The sequence below is a fragment of the Stenotrophomonas sp. 10L48 genome (genome assembly GCF_056395105.1).
Genome location: NZ_JBFTIX010000001.1, coordinates 485,396 through 506,918, shown reverse-complemented (window position 1 = coordinate 506,918; position 21,523 = coordinate 485,396). Strand labels below are relative to the sequence as shown.

The 21,523-nt window shown below is 65.4% G+C and carries 21 protein-coding genes and 1 tRNA gene; 18 read left to right on the top strand and 4 right to left on the bottom strand.

The window, feature by feature from the left end; genetic code table 11:
• From trpA to glmM, 3 genes are all read left to right on the top strand, one after another.
• A complete protein-coding gene (gene trpA, locus AC1DCU_RS02595) occupies nt 1-810 on the top strand; it encodes a tryptophan synthase subunit alpha (RefSeq protein ID WP_032975003.1) in 810 nt (269 codons plus the stop codon).
• Nucleotides 811-1,005: 195 nt separating this feature from the next.
• Nucleotides 1,006-1,881: an acetyl-CoA carboxylase, carboxyltransferase subunit beta gene (accD, locus tag AC1DCU_RS02590; RefSeq protein ID WP_032975002.1), complete on the top strand. Its 876-nt coding sequence runs from the start codon at nt 1,006-1,008 to the stop codon at nt 1,879-1,881.
• Entirely contained in the window at nt 1,881-3,245 is a 1,365-nt protein-coding gene (gene glmM / locus AC1DCU_RS02585; protein ID WP_032975001.1) for a phosphoglucosamine mutase, read from the top strand. Before accD ends, glmM begins: the two co-directional genes overlap by 1 nt.
• Nucleotides 3,246-3,317: 72 nt before the next feature.
• Here the strand turns inward: glmM and galE are convergent, their stop codons facing one another.
• The 4 genes from galE to AC1DCU_RS02565 form a co-directional block, all read right to left on the bottom strand.
• Nucleotides 3,318-4,325: a UDP-glucose 4-epimerase GalE gene (gene galE, locus AC1DCU_RS02580; RefSeq protein ID WP_032975000.1), complete on the bottom strand. Its 1,008-nt coding sequence runs from the start codon at nt 4,323-4,325 to the stop codon at nt 3,318-3,320.
• Nucleotides 4,326-4,395: 70 nt separating this feature from the next.
• Nucleotides 4,396-5,253 (bottom strand): polysaccharide deacetylase family protein, encoded by an 858-nt coding sequence (locus AC1DCU_RS02575; protein WP_025876181.1) that lies wholly within the window; start codon nt 5,251-5,253, stop codon nt 4,396-4,398.
• Nucleotides 5,246-6,385, bottom strand: a complete 1,140-nt coding sequence (locus AC1DCU_RS02570) for a glycosyltransferase family 4 protein (protein ID WP_032974999.1) — start codon at nt 6,383-6,385, stop codon at nt 5,246-5,248. The genes AC1DCU_RS02575 and AC1DCU_RS02570 overlap by 8 nt, the downstream gene beginning before the upstream one ends.
• A 19-nt stretch (nt 6,386-6,404) precedes the next feature.
• On the bottom strand, nt 6,405-8,288 hold the full coding sequence (locus tag AC1DCU_RS02565; RefSeq protein ID WP_442251653.1) for a DUF3413 domain-containing protein: 1,884 nt from the start codon (nt 8,286-8,288) through the stop codon (nt 6,405-6,407).
• A gap of 151 nt (nt 8,289-8,439) precedes the next feature.
• Here AC1DCU_RS02565 and AC1DCU_RS02560 point away from each other — a divergent pair, with 151 nt between their 5' ends.
• The 15 genes from AC1DCU_RS02560 (at nt 8,440) to nuoK (ending at nt 21,519) form a co-directional block, all read left to right on the top strand.
• Nucleotides 8,440-9,417, top strand: coding sequence for an isopenicillin N synthase family dioxygenase (locus tag AC1DCU_RS02560; protein ID WP_049469229.1), 978 nt, complete (start codon nt 8,440-8,442; stop codon nt 9,415-9,417).
• Between the two features lie 863 nt (nt 9,418-10,280).
• On the top strand, nt 10,281-11,036 hold the full coding sequence (gene tpiA, locus AC1DCU_RS02555; RefSeq protein ID WP_025876190.1) for a triose-phosphate isomerase: 756 nt from the start codon (nt 10,281-10,283) through the stop codon (nt 11,034-11,036).
• Between the two features lie 50 nt (nt 11,037-11,086).
• Nucleotides 11,087-11,524, top strand: coding sequence for a preprotein translocase subunit SecG (secG, locus tag AC1DCU_RS02550; RefSeq protein ID WP_025876192.1), 438 nt, complete (start codon nt 11,087-11,089; stop codon nt 11,522-11,524).
• A 51-nt stretch (nt 11,525-11,575) separates the two neighbouring features.
• Nucleotides 11,576-11,660: transfer RNA gene (locus AC1DCU_RS02545), tRNA-Leu, on the top strand.
• Between the two features lie 112 nt (nt 11,661-11,772).
• On the top strand, nt 11,773-12,129 hold the full coding sequence (locus tag AC1DCU_RS02540) for an NADH-quinone oxidoreductase subunit A (protein ID WP_005414075.1): 357 nt from the start codon (nt 11,773-11,775) through the stop codon (nt 12,127-12,129).
• A complete protein-coding gene (locus tag AC1DCU_RS02535; protein WP_025876198.1) occupies nt 12,120-12,674 on the top strand; it encodes a NuoB/complex I 20 kDa subunit family protein in 555 nt (184 codons plus the stop codon). Before AC1DCU_RS02540 ends, AC1DCU_RS02535 begins: the two co-directional genes overlap by 10 nt.
• A 33-nt stretch (nt 12,675-12,707) precedes the next feature.
• Nucleotides 12,708-13,454: an NADH-quinone oxidoreductase subunit C gene (locus AC1DCU_RS02530; RefSeq protein WP_025876200.1), complete on the top strand. Its 747-nt coding sequence runs from the start codon at nt 12,708-12,710 to the stop codon at nt 13,452-13,454.
• The gene (locus AC1DCU_RS02525) at nt 13,451-14,758 is read left to right on the top strand and encodes an NADH-quinone oxidoreductase subunit D (RefSeq protein ID WP_025876202.1); all 1,308 of its coding nucleotides are present in this window, start codon (nt 13,451-13,453) and stop codon (nt 14,756-14,758) included. Before AC1DCU_RS02530 ends, AC1DCU_RS02525 begins: the two co-directional genes overlap by 4 nt.
• A gap of 97 nt (nt 14,759-14,855) precedes the next feature.
• Nucleotides 14,856-15,383 carry an NADH-quinone oxidoreductase subunit NuoE gene (gene nuoE, locus AC1DCU_RS02520; protein WP_025876204.1) on the top strand — a complete coding sequence of 176 codons (528 nt, stop codon included), beginning with the start codon at nt 14,856-14,858 and terminating at the stop codon, nt 15,381-15,383.
• A 4-nt stretch (nt 15,384-15,387) separates the two neighbouring features.
• Entirely contained in the window at nt 15,388-16,728 is a 1,341-nt protein-coding gene (nuoF, locus tag AC1DCU_RS02515) for an NADH-quinone oxidoreductase subunit NuoF (RefSeq protein ID WP_025876206.1), read from the top strand.
• The gene (gene nuoG, locus AC1DCU_RS02510) at nt 16,725-18,959 is read left to right on the top strand and encodes an NADH-quinone oxidoreductase subunit NuoG (protein ID WP_025876207.1); all 2,235 of its coding nucleotides are present in this window, start codon (nt 16,725-16,727) and stop codon (nt 18,957-18,959) included. The genes nuoF and nuoG overlap by 4 nt, the downstream gene beginning before the upstream one ends.
• Nucleotides 18,956-20,050, top strand: coding sequence for an NADH-quinone oxidoreductase subunit NuoH (gene nuoH / locus AC1DCU_RS02505; protein ID WP_025876209.1), 1,095 nt, complete (start codon nt 18,956-18,958; stop codon nt 20,048-20,050). The genes nuoG and nuoH overlap by 4 nt, the downstream gene beginning before the upstream one ends.
• A gap of 3 nt (nt 20,051-20,053) precedes the next feature.
• Nucleotides 20,054-20,542 carry an NADH-quinone oxidoreductase subunit NuoI gene (gene nuoI, locus AC1DCU_RS02500; RefSeq protein WP_005417924.1) on the top strand — a complete coding sequence of 163 codons (489 nt, stop codon included), beginning with the start codon at nt 20,054-20,056 and terminating at the stop codon, nt 20,540-20,542.
• Between the two features lie 9 nt (nt 20,543-20,551).
• The gene (locus AC1DCU_RS02495) at nt 20,552-21,211 is read left to right on the top strand and encodes an NADH-quinone oxidoreductase subunit J (protein WP_025876216.1); all 660 of its coding nucleotides are present in this window, start codon (nt 20,552-20,554) and stop codon (nt 21,209-21,211) included.
• Entirely contained in the window at nt 21,208-21,519 is a 312-nt protein-coding gene (gene nuoK, locus AC1DCU_RS02490; protein WP_032951897.1) for an NADH-quinone oxidoreductase subunit NuoK, read from the top strand. The genes AC1DCU_RS02495 and nuoK overlap by 4 nt, the downstream gene beginning before the upstream one ends.
• Nucleotides 21,520-21,523: the final 4 nt, after the last annotated feature.

Below are 21,523 nucleotides of genomic sequence, written 5' to 3'. Positions count from 1 at the left end.
ATGCCTGTTTCCCGACTCGATGACTGTTTCCAGCGCCTGCGCCAGCAGCAGCGCAAGGCCCTGATCCCCTTCATCACCGCCGGTGATCCCTCGCTGGAAGCCACGGTGCCGGTCATGCACGCGCTGGTCCAGGCCGGTGCCGATGTGATCGAACTGGGCGTGCCGTTCTCCGATCCGATGGCCGACGGCCCGACCATCCAGCGCAGTTCCGAGCGCGCGCTGGCCCGCGGTGCCGGCAACCGTTACGTGCTGCAGGCGGTGGCGCAGTTCCGGCAACAGGACACGCAGACGCCGGTGGTGCTGATGGGCTATCTCAACCCGGTGGAGATCCACGGTTACGTGGCGTTCGCCGAAGCGGCGGTGGCGGCTGGCGTGGACGGCGTGCTGCTGGTCGACCTGCCGCCGGAAGAGGCCAGCGAAGCCCAGCAGGCCTTCGACGCTGCAGGCCTTGCGCTGGTTCTGCTGGCATCGCCGACCACCAGCGAGGCACGCGCTGACAAGCTGCTGGCGCTGGCCCGTGGCTATCTGTACTACGTCAGCTTTGCCGGGGTCACCGGCGCCTCGGAACGACTGGACAGCGACGCGGCCAGCGCACGCCTGCAGGCGCTGCGGGCCAGGGCCAGCGTGCCGGTGGTGGCCGGCTTCGGCATCAAGGACGCAGCCAGTGCGGCGGCCATGGCGCGCCAGGCCGACGGCGTGGTGGTCGGCAGCGCACTGGTGGCGGTGCTGGCCGAAGCGACCTCCACCGAGGATGCGGCGCAGCGCGCCGCAGCGTTCCTGGCTCCGCTGCGGCAGGCATTGGATCAGTAATGGTAGCGCCGGGCCAWGCCCGGCGGTGGGGCGCGCGGGCATGGCCCGGCGCTACCCAGCACCTAAACGTACGTCCCAGCATGGTTTTTTCCAGCGGGCCCAAGGCCGGGCAGGGGGTGCACGGGCAGGGAAAGCGGAGCTAGACTGTCCGCCTTTGCGGCCCCCGGGCCGCCCTGAACGGAAGTGTCCTCCCGCATGAGTTGGCTCAGCAAGTTGATGCCGTCTGGCATCCGCACCGACAACACCCCCAGCAAGAAGCGCAGCGTCCCCGAGGGCCTGTGGGAAAAGTGCAGCAACTGCGGCAGTGCGTTGTACCGTCCGGAGCTGGAAGAGAATCTGGAGGTCTGCCCGAAGTGCGGCCACCATATGGCCATCCGCGCGCGCGCCCGTCTGGCTGCGCTGTTCGACGCCGACAGCACCACCGAGATCGCTGCCCGCCTGGGGCCGACCGACCTGCTGAAGTTCAAGGACCAGAAGAAGTACAGCGAGCGCATCAAGATCGCGCAGAAGAACACCGGTGAGTACGACGCGCTGATCGCCATGCGCGGCCTGCTCAAGGGCCGTCCCCTGGTGGCCTCGTCCTTCGATTTCGCCTTCATGGGGGGCTCGATGGGCTCGGTGGTCGGCGAGCGCTTCGCCCTTGCCGCCGAAACCGCCGCCGAGATCGGCGCACCCTACGTGTGCTTCTCCGCCAGTGGCGGCGCGCGCATGCAGGAGGGCCTGTTCTCGCTGATGCAGATGGCCAAGACCTCGGCCGCGCTGGGCAAACTGCGTGAAGCCGGACAGCCGTACATTTCGGTGCTGACCCACCCGACCACCGGCGGTGTGTCGGCATCGTTCGCGATGCTGGGCGACATCAACATCGCCGAACCGCGTGCACTGATCGGCTTCGCCGGCCCGCGCGTGATCGAGCAGACCGTGCGCGAGAAGCTGCCGGAAGGGTTCCAGCGTTCGGAGTTCCTGCTCGAGCACGGCGCCATCGACCAGATCTGTGACCGTCGTGAACTGCGCGACCGCCTGGCCGACCTGCTGGCGATGCTGCGGCGCGAGCCGGCACCGGAGGAAGCTTGATGGGGAGCCGCAAGTACTTCGGTACCGACGGCATCCGCGGTCGAGTCGGCCAAGGGGCGATCTCGGCTGATTTCGTGCTGCGCCTGGGCAACGCCCTTGGCCGCGTGCTGGTCGCCCAGCGCGGCCAGGAGGGGCGCCGTCCGATCGTAGTGATCGGCAAGGACACGCGGATCTCCGGCTACATGTTCGAAGCCGCGCTGGAAGCCGGGCTGGTCGCTGCGGGCGCTGACGTGCAGCTGCTCGGCCCGATGCCGACCCCGGCCGTTGCCTTCCTGACCCGTACCCTGGGCGTGGACGCGGGCATCGTCATCAGTGCGTCGCACAACCCGCACTACGACAACGGCATCAAGTTCTTCTCCGCCCAGGGCGAGAAGCTCGACGATGCCACCGAGCTGGCGCTGGAAGCCGCATTGGACGTGCCGTTCACCACGGCCGTTTCGGAAAAGCTCGGCAAGGCCTCGCGTGCACGCGAGGCCGTCGGCCGTTACATCGAGTTCTGCAAGTCCAGCGTGCCGCGCGCGTTCGATCTGCGCGGTGTGCGCCTGGTGCTCGACTGCGCGCATGGCGCCACCTACCAGATCGCGCCGCTGCTGTTCCGCGAACTGGGCGCGGAGGTCATCGGCATCGGTGCCGAACCCAATGGCGTCAACATCAACGACGGCGTCGGGTCGACCCACATCGACAACCTCGCTGCCAAGGTGCGTGAGACCCGCGCCGACCTGGGCATCGCCTTCGACGGCGATGGTGACCGGGTGTTGATGGCCGATGACCGCGGCAACCCGGTCGATGGCGATGACCTGGTGTACATCCTGGCGCGCGCATGGCAGGCCGAAGGGCGCCTGCGCGGCCCGGTGGTCGGCACCCTGATGAGCAACTTCGGTCTGGAAAAGGCCCTTGCCGAACTGCAGATTCCGTTCCAGCGCAGCAACGTCGGCGACCGCTACGTGCATCAGGCACTGGTGGAGGGAGGCGGCGTGCTCGGTGGCGAAGCGTCCGGCCATCTGCTGTGCCTGGACCGGGCCACCACCGGCGACGGCATCGTCAGTGCCCTGCAGGTACTGGTGGCGCTGAAGCAGCAGGGAAAGAACCTGCGCGAAGCGTTGCAGCCGTTGTCCAAGGTGCCGCAGAAGACGGTCAACGTGCGCCTTGGCGATGTCTCGGCCAAGGCCACCGTGCAGGCCGAGAGCGTGCAGGCTGCGCTGCTCGAAGCGCAGCAGGCGGTATCCGGTCGCGGGCGTGCCTTCCTGCGTCCTTCCGGCACCGAACCGGTGGTGCGGGTCACGGTCGAGGCCGATGACGCGACGCTGATGCAGGACACCCTGGACCGGCTTTCGGCGGCGGTCAGGACAGCGGCCGCGGCCTGAACCCTGTCGCTGGATCGAACCGACAACATGGCCGCTTGTGCGGCCATGTTGCTGTCTGCCGCAAGCAAGGCATCAGGCGCTGCGCGGCATCTCCGTCTGCCATCTCCAGGTGTCGCGGCACATGTCCGCCAGGCCATGGCGCGCGGTCCAGCCCAGCTCGCGCAGGGCCAGGGACGGGTCGGCAAAACTCACCGCGATGTCGCCGCTACGACGACCGGTGATCCGGAACGGAATCGGCCGGCCGACGGTCTGCTCGAAGGCCTTGATCAGTTCCAGCACGCTGTGGCCCTGGCCGGTGCCCAGGTTCAGGGTGATGCTGCGGCGCTTGTCGCGCAGGTACTGCAGCGCCAGCACATGGGCCCGCGCCACGTCCTGCACATGGATGTAGTCGCGTACGCCGGTGCCGTCACAGGTCGGATAGTCATCGCCGAATACCTGCACTTCGGGCAGCAGGCCGGCGGCCACCTGGGCGATGTAGGGCATCAGGTTGCTGGGCGTTCCGTGCGGCAGCTCGCCGATCAGCGCGCTTGAATGCGCCCCCACCGGGTTGAAGTAGCGCAGCGTTGCCACATGCAGCGCCATATCGGCGCCGACCAGGTCGGACAGCAGCTGCTCCACCACCAGCTTCGAACGGCCATAGGGCGTCATCGCGCAGGTCGAGGCCGTTTCGGCCACCGGGCAATGGTCCTGGTCGCCGTACACGGTTGCCGACGAGCTGAACACGAACGTGCCCACGCCGGCATCGCGCATGGCGCCGAGCAGGGCGAGGGTGCCGCTGATGTTGTTGTCGAAGTAGTCCAACGGCATCTGCCGCGATTCGCCAACCGATTTCAGCGCGGCAAAATGCAGTACCGCATCGATCGAATGCTCGCGCAGCACCGCGGTGATCCGCGCACGGTCACGCACGTCGGCCTGTACGAACAGCGGCGCGATGCCGGTGATGTCGCCGATCCGGCCGATCACCCCGGCGTCGCTGTTGCACAGTGAATCGACGACGACCACCGCATGGCCCTGCTGCTGCAGTTCCACGCACGTGTGGGAGCCGATGAATCCAGCGCCGCCGGTAACCAGAACGTTCATTTCCTGTAATCCTTCCACTCTGTTGGAGCTTCCTTGCCGAAGCTGTGCCAGCCCAGTGCTGGCAGCGCCATCACGGCCCCGGCACCATCTTCTTCTGCCGCGCCTTGAAGCCGTTGAACAGGGGGGCGATCAGCGGGTTGTAGCTCCACGCGATGCGCTTGCGCAGCCAGCTTGCCGGCCGGTTGCGGATGGCGAAGCGGTAGATGCGCTCGGGATCGCCGCCGACCACGTTGCGGCCGAACGGATGGGTGGTATGCAGGTAGCGGAAACCCTGCTCACGCGCCACTTCGATATAGTCCTGGTCAAAATCGCCGTAAGGCCAGCACAGGGTGTCCGACACTTCGCCCAGTTTCTCCAGCAGCACTTCCTTGGCCATCGAGAGGTCTCCACTGATGCCGGCGCGGCGCTGGGCGCGATCCAGGTCCTGGCGGCGCAGCCAGCGCGTATGGGTGTGGGTGTGGCAATGGATCTCGAAGGTGCCCGCCTCGATGGCCGCACGTGCTTCGCTCCAGCGCATCATCACCTCGTCACTGCGGCCCTGTTTGTAGATCAGGTCTTCGCAGGCGCGATGTTCGGGCGTTTCCGGCAGCGTGGCGCCGGCGATGCCGGCATGCGGGCGCATCGGCCCCTCGTGCATCCAGCCGGTCACCACGAACACCACCGCGTGCATGCCGTACTTCTGCAGGATCGGATGGGCGTAGACCCAGTTGTCCAGGTAGCCATCATCGAAGGTGATCACGATCGATTTGCGCGGCACCGGCTTGCCGGCCAGGAAGCCGGCGTACTGGTCCAGCGTCAACGAGGTCCAGCCGGTGCGCGCCAGCCAGGCGATCTGGCTTTCGAAATTCTCCGGCGACACCGTGATCATGCCGGGCGAGTTGCTGACGTGGTGATGCATCAGCACCGGTACGGTTCTGGCATTAGCCATGACCCAGCTCCTTCATCCATTGGTGGTAATAGTGTTCGGTGGCTTCAGCGTGGCCTTCGGGGCTGAAACGCTTGGCGCTGCGGATCCAGTCCCAGCCGGAACGTCCCATCTGCCGGCGACGCTCGGGATCGTCCACCAGCAGCCGCAACGCCCCGGTGAGGGCGCCGCCGTCACCCAGTCGAGTGAGGATGGCATTGCTGCCTTCCACCAGCATTTCAGGCACGCCGCCGACCCGATGCGACACGATCGGCAGGCCGGCCTGGGCCGCTTCCAGGAACACCGTGCCCGATGCTTCCTTGTGTGTGGCCAGGGCGAAGATGTCAAAGCCGGGCATCAGCTGGCTGGCATCACTGCGGAAGCCCAGCAGATGGACCTGGTGCTGCAGGTCGTGCTCGGCGCACGTGGCCTGCAGGCGCTGCATCACTGCCTGGCCATCGCCGACCACCACCAGATGCAGGCGGGGATTGGCCTTGCACAGCGGCACCATGGCCTGCAGCAGTTCGGCGTGGCCCTTGGGTTCGCGCAGCACGGCCACGCAGCCCACTACGATGTCCTGTTCGTCGAATCCGAGCTCGGCGCGCACGCGTGCGCGCGCCTCCTGCAACGCCTGCCAGGAGGGCTCATGCGTGGCGTCGGTTGGCGCAACCGCCATCGGCGGCACGATGCCGATGTGATCGGCGGGAATTCCCCGGTCGGCCAGCAGTTGCTTGACGAAATTGCTCACCGTGATGACCCGGTGCGGCAGGCCGGTGTAGGTCAGCAGCGAATTCACCGGGCTCATCAGGTGGCGCGAGCGCACTACCAGCGGTGTGCCGCCCAGGCGTGCGCCCGCGGCGGCAATCAATGCATCGCGACGGCTGGTGGTGTTGACCACGTCGTAGCGCTCGCGGCGGACCAGCCGTGACACCGACCAGATGCCGCGCAGCAGCCGGGCCAGGCCGCCCATGCGCAGCGTATGCACGGTGAAGCCATCATCGCGCGCGCGCTTTGCCAGGCGCGCGTCCGGCTGGCACAGCAGGGCGACGTCATGGCCGCGCGCGCGCATCACCTGCATGTGGCGGAAAATGTAGATCTCCTGCCCGCCCATGCCTTTGGCGGCTTCGGTATGCAGGATGCGCAGCGGACGGTTCATGGTGGATCGGTCCTTGGATTCAGCGGTTGCGGAAGCGCGTCAGCGCTTCCCATGCCGCGCGGATGCTGGCGGCGTCGGGGGTCTGTTGCGGCAGGGGGCGGTAGCGCGCATCGAGCGCGGTGGCGTTGCCGAATTTGTCGAACACGTAGATCGCCTCGCCATTGCGCACCGCACGCTGCGACCAGCTTTCCACCACCAGCGCACGCTTGCCGGTCGGTGCAGCCAGCAGGTCGTGGCCGGTGCTGTAGTCGGTCAATGCGTTCTCGCAGCCCAGGCCGTGGCGCATCAGCGTCGGCACCCAGTCTTCATGCGAACTGACCCGCGCGTCGCGGCCGCCACCCTGGCCGGGCCAATGCAGCACGAAGGGCACCTGCAGCTGGTGGTTGGAGAAGTTGCCGTTGTGGCCCCAGTAGTTGAGTTTGAGGTCGTTGAATTCCTCGGCGTGGTCACCGGTCACCAGCACGATCGTGTCCTGGTCCAGTCCCTGCGCACGCAGGTCATCCAGCAGCGATCCAATCAGGCTGTCGGCGTAATGCACCGCGGTGTGATAACGGTTCAATTCCGGCGTTGGATCGTGCTCGGGGCCGAACTTGAGAAAATCGATGGCATCGGCCATCGGCGTAGCGAGCGGCGGATAGCCGGCCGGCATGTGGTAGGGCGCGTGGGTGGAATCGAGGAACACGAAACCAAACCACGGGCGCTGCGCAGCCTGGCTGGCGCGGATGTCCTTCTGCAGTCCAGCGACGATGGCGGCATCACGGCCGTCGGAGGTCAGTTCGGACGGCCCCTGGTGCAACTGGTCGCGGACATCGGCGAACGCTGTGCGATCGAACTCCGGGCTGTACAGCGGCGCGCTGCCATACAGATGCAGGTCATAGCCCTGCTGTCCCAGCACCTTGAACAACTGCGAGCCGCGCTGCTCGTCGAGCATGCTGGGCCAGTAGCCACCCGGCAGGCCGTACAGCAGCCCGAACAGACCATAGCGGGTGGCGTTGCCGGTGCTGAAATGATGTTCGTACACCCGCGAGGACCGGGCCAGCGCCGAGGCGTTGGGCATGAACTGCGGGGTGAGCACGTCATGGCGCAACGACTCCAGTACCACCATCAGCACGTTCGGCCGCTGGTGGCTCTGGCAGCGAAGGGGCTGCAACGGATAGTTGAGCTGGGCATGGCGCGGATCGGGCAGGCCGACCTGGTGCTGGCTGACCACGCCGAAGCGGCGCATCGCGCTCTTGGCGGTGATCGGCTGCGCCAATGGCAGGTAGTTCCATTGGCTGATCACTGCGCGTTCGCCGAGCGCGTCGTAGTAGGCAGTGGCGACCTGGCCGCCGCCCATCAGCAGGGCAACCACCGCCCAGGCCTGCAGTACCCGCCGCCGCCGTGGCGCTGCGGGCAGCAGCTTCCAGCACGCCCAGGCCAGCAGGCCCTGCGCGGCGAAAATCGCCGATACCAGAGCCGCCGCCTGCAGCCAGGTCTTCCAGGACAGGCTGACCTGATCCTGCAGGGCGCCGCCGAACACCATGTTGGCAACCATCGCGTTGAGGTGGAAGCGATACAGCGCGAAGACCTTGGCATCCACCAGCAGCAGGCACAGCCACAGGCCCTGGCAGATCACCGCCGAGACGCTCAATGCGCGCGCGCTGCGCGGCCACAGGCCGATGGCCAGCGGCAGCAGGCCAGCCAGGGCACCGAACGCGAGCAGGTGGCCGGGCAGGGCGAACGCCAGATAAGCCAGGCCGAGCGTGCCGCCGGGGTTGTCGCGTAGCGGCACGTTGCCCAGTGCGATGAGCGCGGCCAGCACGGCGTTGGCGGCCACGAACATGGACCACCAGGCCAGCCGGCGCCAGCGTCGGGCAGGGCCGGAAATAACAGCGGCAGTGGCGTCGGGCAGGGCGGCATCCATGGCGGGGCGGGTTCAGGTGGGCAACGGGGCGATTTCCGGCGTGACGAAGTCGTTAAACCGCGCGCGGGTGGCGCATTGTATCGGTTTGTTTCAGTGTGTCGGTGGCGTGTTCCGATCTATCTGTCACAATGTTCAGATCGGTCGCCATTGCATGGCGGGCCCGTACCGACTCAACGACAAGCCAGGAACCGCTGTGAGCCAGATCCCCACCCTCGACATCACCCGTTTCGACAGTGACCGCGACGCCTTCGTGGCCGAGCTGGGGGCGGCATATCGCCAATGGGGGTTTGCCGGCATCCGCAACCACGGCATCCCGCAGGCCGACATCGATGCGGCCTACGACGTCTTCAAGGCCTTCTTCGCACTGCCGGATGAGACGAAGCGGAAGTACCACGTGGCTGGCAGCGGCGGCGCCCGTGGCTATACCCCGTTCGGTGTGGAGACCGCCAAGGGCTCCAAGCACTTCGACCTGAAGGAGTTCTGGCACATCGGTCGCGAGATCGCCGACGACTCCAAGTACCGGGACGTGATGGCGCCGAACCTGTGGCCGTCCGAGGTCGAGGGCTTCCGTGAGCGTGGTTACGGCCTGTACCAGGCGTTGGACAACCTGGGTTCGCGCGTGCTTTCGGCCCTGGCCCTGCACATCGGCCTGCCGGAGCACTTCTTCGCCGACAAGACCAATTTCGGCAATTCGATCCTGCGCCCGATCCATTACCCGCCGATCACCACCGACGACATTCCCAACGTGCGCGCTGGTGCGCATGGCGACATCAACTTCATCACGCTGCTGGTCGGTGCCAGCGCGGCAGGCCTGGAAGTGCAGTCGCATGACGGGGACTGGGTGCCGTTCACCTCGGACGCGGACACCATCGTGGTCAACATCGGCGACATGCTGCAGCGCCTGACCAACCACGTGTATCCGTCGACCATCCACCGGGTGGTCAATCCCCCGGGTGAGCTGGCCCGCCAGCCGCGCTATTCGGTGCCGTTCTTCCTGCACCCGAACCCGGATTTCCTGATCGACGTGCTGCCCTCGTGCATCACCGAGGAGAACCCGAGCCGGTACCCGGAACCGATCACCGCGCACGGCTTCCTCGAAGAGCGCCTGCGCGAGATCAAGCTGAAGTAACAAGAAGGCCGCCGAAAGGCGGCCTTCTTGTTACGGCTAGCGCCGGGCCATGCCCGGCGAGCGCAGCGGAGGGTATTCGGCAGGGTTGCACCCTGCACCCGCAGAGGCCAGAGCCAAAGCCAAGGCCAAGGCCAAGGCCAAGGCCAAAGCCAAAGCCAAAGCGGCTCTGGGTTTCTGTGGGTTGGGCGGGGCGGTGTGGGCTGGCAGGACACGCCGTAAACCCGTCCATGGGGGCTCGATGGCGCCTTGCTCGTGTGCGCTGTCCTGCGCACACGGCAAGACCGGGGTTGGGCGTCCTGCCCAACCTGCCCGAGGCATGCCTCGGGCCCATGGCGCCAACGGTCCTGCCAACCCACACCGCCCCACCCCCGACAATTTCCCGCGGCTGTTGGTAGGTGTCGACCTTGGTCGACACGATCTATCTATTTATCCACGCCATGCGTGGATGAGATCTGTCAGGTCTCGAGGCAGGAAGGAGTTGAAGCTCTGCTTTCGCTTTTGGGGGTCAGATCCCGGCGGCCGCCCGGGATGCTGCCTTTGCCTTTGCTCTTCTTTTTTCTTTCCGTGGCGGGCGGGAACCGCCGGAATGTGTCAGGGGCCGGCCGGGTGGGCTGCGCAGGGGCGCAGGCGCCATGGATGGCGCCTACGAGCTTACAAGGACGTACTTGCAGCGTCCCCTGCGCAACCCACCCGACCGGCCAGCCTCCATATCCCCACCGGGCTCTCCGCGACCAACCAGCCCCAACCCCCGCCACGAGGGGCTGCGCCGTTGGCTGAAAATCCATGTAACCGCTTACACGGAAACGGTTTTTTGCCGCAGCAGGTATCATGGGCGGCTGAGTTCACACAGGAGCCACCCGCTCATGCGCCGCAAGATCGTCGCTGGAAACTGGAAGCTGCACGGCAGCCGTCAATTCGCCACCGAACTGCTGGGGCAGGTCGCTGCCGGGCTGCCAAAGAGCGGGGTGGAGGTGGTCATCCTGCCGCCGATGCCCTATCTGGGTGAGCTGGTCGAAGACTTCGGCGAGACCGGCCTGGCCTTTGGTGCACAGGACGTCAGCAGCAATGAGAAGGGCGCCTACACCGGTGAGGTCTGTGCGGCCATGCTGCACGAGGTGGGTGCCCGCTATGGTCTGGTCGGCCACTCCGAGCGCCGCCAGTACCACAACGAGAGCAGCGAACTGGTAGCGCGCAAGTTCGCCGCCGCCCTGCATGCCGGCTTGGTGCCGGTACTCTGCGTCGGTGAAACCCTTGAGCAGCGCGAGGCCGGGCAGACCGAGGCGGTCATCGCCAGCCAGCTGGCCCCGGTGCTCGAGCTTGTCGGGGCCGCAGGCTTCGCCAATGCCGTGGTCGCCTACGAGCCGGTCTGGGCGATCGGAACCGGCCGCACCGCAACCAAGGAGCAGGCGCAGCAGGTGCACGCGTTCATTCGTGGCGAAGTCGCGCGCATCGATGCTAGAATTGCTGATTCACTGCCCATTGTTTACGGCGGTAGCGTGAAGCCCGACAATGCCGGGGAACTGTTCGCGCAGCCGGATGTCGATGGTGGGCTGGTTGGTGGTGCCTCCCTGGTGGCCGCCGACTTCCTGGCCATCGCAGAGGCGGCGGCAAACAATTAGTTACGGTTGCCGGCTAGCCGCCGGCACTCTAGTCCGAGGGCGGATTTCCAATGCTGATGTTGATCCTCAATGTCGTCTACGTGCTGGTTGCCGTAGCCATGGTCGCGCTGATCCTGATGCAGCGTGGCTCGGGTGCGGCGGCAGGTTCGGGCTTTGGCGCTGGCGCCTCGGGGACCGTGTTCGGTGCGCGTGGCGCGTCCAACTTCCTGTCCAAGTCGACCAAGTGGCTGGCCGTGGTGTTCTTCGGCATCAGCCTCTTCATGGCCTGGTACGCCGGCCATGGCAACCGCCCGGCCGCCGATCAGGATCTGGGTCTGATGTCCGCCCCGGCGGCCAGCGCTCCGGCCGCTCCGGCGGGCGAATTGCCGGCCGTTCCGAAGGCCGATGCGGTCCCGGCCGCCCCGGTTCCGGCCGCAACTGTGCCGGCTCAGGCGGAATCTTCGGTTTCTGGTGAAGAAAAGCCTTCGGAAGGCTCCCAGAAAGACTGAAGCCGGTTACAATACGCGGCGCATCGGGAAGATAGTCTGATGTGATCGTTTGCCCAGGTGGCGGAATTGGTAGACGCACTACCTTGAGGTGGTAGCGACTTAGGTCGTAGGGGTTCGAGTCCCCTCTTGGGCACCATTTAGTAAGTAAAGCGGGTTGGTCTGGCGCGCAAGGCGCCAGGCAGCTTCCCGTCCACTCCCCCATGCCAAAGCGCCTGCAGGCGCAGCGGCAGAGGCAAGAGAGAATCGCTGTGCTGGCCGAATATTTGCCGTCTCTGCTGTTTCTGATCGTTGCCACCGGTATCGGCATTACGCTGATGCTGGTTGGTCGATTCCTCGGTCCCCGCCGCCCCGATCTGGAAAAGCTGTCGCCGTACGAGTGCGGCTTCGAAGCCTTCGAAGACGCGCGTATGAAGTTCGACGTGCGCTACTACCTGATCGCGATCCAGTTCATCGTCTTCGACCTGGAAATCATCTTCATCGTGCCGTGGACGCAGGTCTTCATGGAGCTTGGCGCGCGTTCGCTCGTCACCATGGGTCTGTTCGTCGGCATGCTGTTCCTCGGTTTCATCTATGTCTGGAAGAAGGGAGCGCTGGAATGGGAGTGATTCAGACTCTCGATGGCCTGATGACCAATCCTGTCCCGGAAGGGCGGGTTGACGACATCCTGCGGCCGGAAGGCGACAACCCGCTGCTGGAAAAGGGCTTTGTCACCACCAGCGTCGATGCGCTGCTGAACTGGGCACGCACCGGCTCGATGTGGCCCATGACCTTCGGTCTGGCCTGCTGTGCGGTCGAAATGATGCACGCAGGTGCAGCGCGCCTGGACCTTGACCGCTACGGTGTGGTGTTCCGCCCGTCGCCGCGCCAGTCCGACGTGATGATCGTCGCCGGCACCCTGGTCAACAAGATGGCCCCGGCGCTGCGCAAGGTCTATGACCAGATGCCCGACCCCAAGTGGGTGATCTCCATGGGCAGCTGCGCCAATGGCGGTGGTTACTACCACTATTCCTATTCTGTGGTGCGCGGCTGTGATCGCGTGGTGCCGGTGGACGTCTACGTCCCGGGCTGCCCGCCGACCGCCGAGGCGCTGGTGTACGGGATCCTGCAGCTGCAGAAGAAGATCTGGCGTACACAGACCATCGCCCGCTGACCCCTTCACCTGACAAGAGCGCGCCAAGCCCCCATGGCAGAGCAAGCATCCTTCATCGACCGACTCTCCGCACGTTTCGCTGGTGCGAAGGTCATCGTGGTCGAACCCCGCGGCGAAGTGACGCTGGAAGTGCCTGCCGCTGAGTGGCACGCCACCGCCCTCGCGCTGCGTGACGAGTTTGGTTTCGAGCAGGCCGTGGACCTCTGCGGCGTCGATTACCTCGGTTATGGCTCCGACGAGTGGGACACCGCCGACGTGTCCTCGCAGGGCTTCAGCCGCGGTGTCGAGGGCAAGGCCCAGGGCCGCTTCGCCTGGGGCGAATTCCCCAGCGAAGAGAGCGCCGACGGTGCCCGTCCGCAGCACATGCCGACCCAGCGCTTCGCCGTGGTCGCACAGCTGCGTTCGTACCAGCACAACCTGATGATGCACCTGCGCTGCTTCGCGCCTGACGAAGCGCTGCCGGTGGTGTCCTCGCTGACCAGCATCTGGCCGGGCCTGAACTGGTTCGAGCGCGAAGCGTTCGATCTGTATGGCGTGATCTTCGAAGGTCACCCGGACCTGCGCCGGATCCTGACCGACTACGGTTTCGTCGGCCATCCGTTCCGCAAGGACTTCCCGCTGATCGGCAACGTCGAAGTCCGCTACGACGAAGAAAAGAAGCGTGTCATCTACGAACCGGTCACCTCGGTGGAGCCGCGCGTCGGCGTGCCGCGCGTGATCCGCGACGACGCCCGCCTGCAGACCGCTGCCGGCGAGCGCTCGCAGGAGGCAGTGAAGTGAGTCACGTACACCAGGCCGGCGAAGCATTCGCCAGCAACGCTGCCGAAAGCCGGCAGGAAATCCGCAACTACACCATGAACTTCGGCCCGCAGCATCCGGCCGCGCACGGTGTGCTGCGCCTGATCCTGGAGATGGACGGCGAGACCATCATGCGTGCCGACCCGCACGTGGGTCTGCTGCACCGGGGCACGGAGAAGCTGGCCGAATCCAAGCCCTTCAACCAGTCGATCGGCTACATGGATCGCCTGGATTACGTGTCGATGATGTGCAACGAGCACGCCTACGTGCGCTCGATCGAGACCCTGATGGGCATCGAGGCGCCGGAGCGCGCGCAGTACATCCGCACGATGTTCGACGAGATCACCCGCATCCTGAACCACTTGATGTGGCTGGGTTCCAACGCGCTCGACCTGGGTGCGATGGCGGTGATGCTGTACGCCTTCCGCGAGCGCGAAGAGCTGATGGACTGCTACGAAGCGGTCTCCGGCGCGCGCATGCACGCGGCGTACTACCGTCCGGGCGGTGTCTACCGCGACCTGCCGGACCACATGCCGAAGTACAAGGAATCGCGCTGGCACAAGGGCAAGGCCCTGAAGAACCTCAATGCCTCGCGCGAAGGTTCGCTGCTGGACTTCCTGGAGAACTTCACCAATGAGTTCCCGGGTCGTGTCGACGAATACGAGACCCTGCTGACCGACAACCGTATCTGGAAGCAGCGTACCGTCGGCATCGGCGTGGTCACCCCGGAGCTGGCCCACCAGTGGGGCATGACCGGCGTGATGCTGCGTGGCTCGGGCGTCGCCTGGGATCTGCGCAAGAAGCGCCCTTATGCGAAGTACGATGCCGTCGATTTCGACATCCCGCTGGGCAAGGAAGGCGATTGCTACGATCGCTACCTGTGCCGCGTTGCCGAAATGCGCGAGTCCAACCGCATCATCAAGCAGTGCGTGGCATGGCTGAAGGCCAACCCCGGCCCGGTCATGGTCAAGAACTTCAAGGTCGCTCCGCCCAAGCGCGAGGACATGAAGGACGACATGGAAGCGCTGATCCATCACTTCAAGCTGTTCAGTGAAGGCTATTGCGTGCCGGCCGGCGAGACCTACGCCGCGGTTGAAGCGCCCAAGGGCGAATTCGGCTGCTACCTGGTTTCCGACGGCGCCAACAAGCCGTTCCGCGTACACCTTCGTGCGCCGGGCTTTGCCCACCTGTCCTCGATCGATTCGATCGTGCGCGGCCACATGCTGGCCGACGTGGTGGCGATGATCGGTACCTACGATCTGGTGTTCGGCGAGGTTGACCGGTAATGCCGTCCGCCACGCCAACGCCCGCTGCAGGCAGCCGGCGCAAGCCGGCGCCGCAGTTTCTGCAATTTCACGTTATGCATTTCGCTGAGGTCGGCCGATGAAGGCGACAGGTAATTTCGAGGCGGCGCGCGACGTCGACCCGATGGTGGTGTTGAGCGACAAAACCCGCGCTCACATCGATCACTGGCTGTCCAAGTTCCCGCCGGACCGCAAGCGCTCTGCCGTGCTGCAGGGTCTGCATGCTGCCCAGGAGCAGAACCAGGGCTGGCTGACCGACGAGCTGATCGCCGGCGTGGCCAAGTACCTGGACCTGCCGCCGGTGTGGGCCTACGAGGTTGCCAGCTTCTACTCGATGTTCGAGACCGAGAAGGTGGGCCGCAACAACGTGGCCATCTGCACGAACATCAGCTGCTGGCTCAATGGCGCCGAAGACATCGTGCGCCATTGCGAGAAGAAGCTGGGCATCAAGAACGGTCAGTCGACCGCTGACGGCCGCGTCTACCTCAAGCGCGAGGAAGAGTGCCTGGCCGGCTGCGCGGGTGCACCGATGATGGTCATCAATGGTCACTACCATGAGCGTCTGACCCTGGAAAAGGTCGACGAGCTTCTGGACGGGCTGGAGTAAGGGCATGGCACATCACCACGAATCCAAGGGTCCGGTCGGCCCCGCGCCGCTGCCGCACCAGGTGGTCTACACCACCCTGCATTACGACACCCCGTGGTCGTACGAAAGCTATCTGAAGACCGGTGGCTACGCTGCCCTGCGCAAGATCCTCGAAGAGAAGATCCCGCCGGAGCAGGTCATCGAGATGGTCAAGGCCTCGGGCCTGCGCGGCCGCGGCGGCGCCGGTTTCCCGACCGGCCTGAAGTGGTCCTTCATGCCCAAGGGCAACGTGCAGAAGTACATCCTCTGCAACTCGGATGAATCCGAGCCGGGCACCTGCAAGGATCGCGACATCCTGCGCTACAACCCGCATTCGGTGGTCGAAGGCATGGCGATTGCCTGCTACGCCACCGGTTCGACCGTGGGCTACAACTACCTGCGCGGTGAATTCCACCACGAGCCGTTCGAGCACTTCGAGCAGGCCCTGGCCGATGCCTATGCAAACGGCTGGCTGGGCAAGAACGTGCTGGGCTCGGGCGTGGATATCGACATCTACGGCGCCCTGGGTGCCGGCGCCTACATCTGCGGCGAAGAAACCGCGCTGATGGAATCGCTGGAAGGCAAGAAGGGCCAGCCGCGCTACAAGCCGCCGTTCCCGGCCAATTTCGGCCTGTATGGCAAGCCGTCGACGATCAACAACACCGAAACCTACGGTTCGGTGCCGGCGATCATCCGCAATGGTCCGGAGTGGTTCAAGGGCCTGAGCCTGACCGCCAATGGCGGCCCGAAGTGCTTCTCGGTGTCCGGCTGCGTGCAGAAGGGCGGCAATTTCGAAGTGCCGCTGGGCACCACCTTCGACGACCTGCTGGAAATGGCCGGCGGCCTCAAGCCGGGTCGCAAGCTCAAGGGCGCGATCCCGGGCGGCGTGTCCATGCCGGTGCTGACCGCGGCCGAGCTGAAGGGCCTGCCGATGGACTACGACACCATCCGTGCGCTGGGCTCCGGCCTGGGCTCCGGTGCGGTCGTGGTGCTGGATGACAGCGTCTGCTGCGTCAAGTTCGCCTGCCGCATCAGCCAGTTCTTCCACAAGGAATCCTGTGGCCAGTGCACCCCGTGCCGCGAAGGTACCGGCTGGATGCACCGCGTGCTGGAGCGCATCGTCGCCGGCAAGGCCACGATGGAAGACCTGCACCAGTTGAAGACCGTGGCCGGCCAGATCGAAGGCCATACCATCTGTGCGTTCGGCGAAGCGGCGGCATGGCCCATCCAGGGTTTCCTGCGCCAGTTCTGGGACGAATTCGAGTACTACATCGTCAACGGTCATTCGATGGTTGACGGCAAGAAGGTGGAGGCAGCCGCTGCATGAGCGCGCAACCCATAAATCCCAGCGTGCCACCGGACCACGTCACCATCGAGATCGATGGCAAGTCGCTGGTCGTGCCCAAGGGTTCGATGATCATCCAGGCCGCCGACAAGGCGGGCATTTCGATTCCGCGCTTCTGCTACCACGAGAAGCTGCCGATCGCTGCCAACTGCCGCATGTGCCTGGTGGATGTGGAAAAGTCGCCGAAGCCGGCACCGGCCTGCGCCACGCCGGTGATGGAAGGCATGAAGGTCGCCACCCGCAGTGAAAAGGCGCTGAAGTTCCAGCGCTCGGTGATGGAGTTCCTGCTGATCAACCACCCGCTGGATTGCCCGATCTGCGATCAGGGCGGCGAGTGCGAGCTGCAGGACGTGTCGCTGGGCTACGGCCGTTCGGTCAGCCGCTTCAACGAGCGCAAGCGCGTGGTGGCCGACGAGGACATGGGCCCGCTGGTCGCCACCGAGATGACCCGCTGCATCCAGTGCACCCGCTGCGTCCGCTTCACCGCCGACGTTGCCGGTACCTATGAACTGGGTGGCATGTACCGCGGTGAAAACCTGCAGATCGGCACCTACGACGGCAAGCCGCTGACCACCGAGCTTTCGGGCAACGTCGTCGACGTGTGCCCGGTCGGCGCGCTGACCAACAAGGTGTTCCAGTTCCGCGCCCGTCCGTGGGAACTGACCGCGCGCGAATCGCTGGGCTACCACGACGCGATGGGCTCGAACCTGTTCCTGCACGTGCGTCGCGGCGAAGTGCTGCGTACCGTGCCGCGCGACAACGAGGCGGTCAACGAGTGCTGGCTGTCCGATCGTGACCGTTATTCGCACCAGGGCCTGTACAGCGAAGACCGTGCGGTCAAGCCGCTGCGCAAGGTCAACGGCGAGTGGAAGGAAGTGAGCTGGGCTGAAGGCCTGGCCGCGGCCGCCGAGATCCTCAAGGCCAACCAGGGCGACAACCTGGGCGTGCTGGTGCACCCGTCGACGTCGAACGAAGAGGGCGCACTGCTGGCCCGCCTGGCCACCGGCCTGGGTTCGGCCAACATCGACCACCGCATCAACAACCGCGACTTCTCCGACGCCGCCACTGCCGAAGTGTTCGGCCTGCCGCTGGCCGAGATCGAAGGCGCGGACCGCATCGTCGTGCTCGGCAGCAACATCCGCCACGAGCTGCCGTTGCTGCACGCCCGCCTGCGCAAGGCGCAGACCCAGAACGGCGCGAAGATCCACGTGGTCAACCCGGTCGACTTCGACTTCGCGTTCAGCGTTGCCGGCAAGCAGATCGTGGCTCCGTCGAAGTTCGCCGATGCGCTGGCCAACGCCGAGCTGCGTTCGGCGGTGCAGGGCGGTACCAATACGGTGCTGATCGTCGGTGGCATCGCCGAGAACCATCCGCAGGCTGCTGCGATCCGCGCCGCTGCGCGTGATTTCGCCGCCGCCACCGGTGCCAAGCTGTGCCGCATCCCGCAGGGCGCCAATGCGATCGGCCTGACCCGCGCCGGCGTACTGCCGGCCGGCAAGGACGTCGCTGCGATGCTGGCCGATCCGCGCAAGGCCTACGTGGTCTACGGCCTGGAACCGGGCCTGGACTTCGCCGATGCTCCGGCCGCGCGCAAGGCGCTGGTCGGCGCACAGGTGGTGGCCTTCAGCCAGTTCGCCTGCGCCTCGACCCGCGACGTTGCCGACGTGATCCTGCCGATCGGTGCGCTGCCGGAAATCGATGCCACCCTGACCAACCTCGATGGTCGCGAGCAGTCGGCGCGTGCCGGCGGCAAGCTGCCGGGCGAGGCCCGCGAGGGCTGGCGCGTGCTGCGTGCACTCGGCGGTGAGCTGGCCGTGGCCGGTTTCGAGTTCATCGACCTGGCCGGCCTGCGCGCCAGCCTGGCACCGGTGAACGTGCAGGTGTCCGCTTCGGCACAGCCGGTGCTGGCGGGCGAGGGCATGGAAGTGGCCTCGACCGCTGCGATCTACCGCACCGATGCGGTGGTCCGTCGCGCCCCGGCGCTGCAGTCGCATCCGCTCAACAACGCCCCGCGCATCGTGCTCAACGCTGACGATGCCGCCCGCCTGCAGCTGCAGGAAGGGCAGATGGCCAAGGTCGGCACCGATGCCGGCAAGGCCACCCTGCCGGTGGTGGTCGACGCCCGCGTCGCTGCGGGTTCGGTCTGGATTGAATCGGGCCACGGCGCAACCGCGCCGCTGGGTGCCGCTCGTGTTTCGGTGGTGGCTGCATGAACGAATTGCTGATTAACGCGGTCGATCCGCTGCACCAGTGGCTGCTTGGCCTGGGTGACATCGGCGCGCTGATCTGGATCATCCTGAAGATCCTGGTGATCACCGTTCCGGTGATCGTCTCGGTGGCCTTCTACGTGGTCTGGGAACGCAAGCTGATCGGCTGGATGCACGTCCGCCACGGCCCGATGTACGTGGGCATGGGCATCTTCCAGGCCTTCGCCGACGTCTTCAAGCTGCTGTTCAAGGAAGTCCTGCAGCCCAGCAGCGCCAACAAGGCGATCTTCCTGCTGGCGCCGCTGATCACCCTGGCCCCAGCCTTCGCCGCGTGGTCGGTGGTGCCGTTCGACCATCAGCTGGTGCTGTCCAACGCCAATGCCGGCCTGCTGTACCTGCTGGCGATGACCTCGCTGGGCATCTACGGCATCATCCTTGCCGGTTGGGCCTCCAACTCGAAGTACGCGTTCCTGGGTGCCATGCGCGCCTCGGCGCAGATGATCAGCTACGAAATCGCGATGGGCTTCGCCCTGGTCGGCGTGATGATCGCTTCGGGCAGCCTCAATCTCAGCAACATCGTGATGGCCCAGGCCGGCAGCTCCGGCTTCTTCGACTGGTTCCTGATCCCGCTGTTCCCGCTGTTCGTCGTGTACTGGGTGTCCGGCGTCGCCGAAACCAACCGCGCGCCGTTCGACGTGGTGGAAGGCGAGTCGGAAATCGTCGCCGGCCACATGGTCGAGTACTCCGGCGGTGCGTTCGCCCTGTTCTTCCTGGCCGAATACGCGAACATGATCCTGATCAGCTTCCTGATCTCGATCTTCTTCCTCGGTGGCTGGCTGAGCCCGATCCAGGGCTGGGTCAACCCGGGCGAGATCTCGCCGTTCATCGACTGGATCTGGAAGGGCGGCTGGCCGTGGCTGTTCGTCAAGGTCTTCTTCTTCGCCAGTGCCTACATCTGGTTCCGAGCAAGCTTCCCGCGCTTCCGCTATGACCAGATCATGCGCCTGGGCTGGAAGGTCTTCATCCCGCTGACCATTTTCTGGATCGCGGTTACCGCCGTCATGGTGTTCTTCGGCGTGATTCAAAAGGGCGTCTAAGTGATGAACAGGATTACCCATTACTTCAAGAGCCTGCTGCTGCTCGAACTGCTGGCCGGTCTCTGGCTGACGCTGAAGTACAGCTTCAAGCCGAAGTACACGATGATGTACCCGATGGAGAAGTTCCCGCAGTCGCCGCGCTTCCGTGGCCTGCATGCCCTGCGCCGTTATCCCAACGGTGAAGAGCGCTGCATCGCCTGCAAGCTGTGCGAAGCGGTGTGCCCGGCATTGGCCATCACCATCGATTCGGCCAAGCGCGAGGACGGCACCCGCCGTACCACGCGCTACGACATCGATCTGTTCAAGTGCATCTTCTGCGGCTTCTGTGAGGAAAGCTGCCCGGTGGACTCGATCGTCGAGACCCACATCCTCGAGTACCACTTCGAGAATCGTGGCGAAAACATCGTTACCAAGCCGCAGCTGCTGGCCCTGGGCGACCGTCTCGAATCCGAGATCGCCGAGCGTCGTGCCGCCGATGCCGCTTACCGCTGAGGTCGAGAGATGGATTGGGTAAATATCGCTTTCTGGGTCTTCGCCATCGCGGCAACGGTTTCGGCCGGTGCGGTGATCAGCGTGCGCAACCCCGTGCACGCTGTCCTGTGCCTGGTGCTGACCTTCTTCTCCATCGCCTGCGTGTGGCTGCTGGTCGGCGCCGAGTTCCTCGGCGTGGCACTGGTGCTGGTCTACGTTGGTGCGGTGATGGTGTTGTTCCTGTTCGTGGTGATGATGCTCGACATCGATCCGGACAAGCTGCGTGAAGGCTGGGTGCGCTACCTGCCGGTCGGCCTGATCGTGGCCGTGGCGATGCTGGTGCAGATGCTGATCCTGATCGGCGTGAAGGGCAGGACGGTCAACCCGTTCCCGGCCGACAACGCCGCCGCGCTCGCCGCCGACAGTTCCAACGTCACCTGGCTGGCACGCAGCCTGTTCACCGAGTACCTGCTGCCGTTCGAGTTCGCCGCCGTCATCCTGACCGTGGCCGTGGTCGCCGCGGTGATGCTGACCCTGCGCCGTCGTGAAGGCCTGAAGACGCAGAACCCGTCGCAGCAGACCATGGTCAAGGCACACGACCGCCTGCGCATGGTCAAGATGGACGCCGAACAGCCGCAGATCCACAGCAACAGCACGCCGGCCGCGGGCGACGAGGAGACCAAGGCATGATCTCGATCACTCTGGGCCACATCCTGGCGCTGGGCGCGGTGCTGTTCTGCATCAGCCTCGCCGGCATCTTCCTCAACCGAAAGAACATCATCGTCCTGCTGATGTCCATCGAGTTGATGCTGCTGTCGGTCAACATCAATTTCGTCGGGTTCTCCCGGGAACTGGGGGACACGGCCGGCCAGCTGTTCGTGTTCTTCATCCTGACCGTGGCTGCTGCCGAGGCCGCCATCGGCCTGGCGATCCTGGTGACCCTGTTCCGTACACGCCGCACGATCAATGTCGGCGAAGTCGATTCGTTGAAGGGCTGATCCA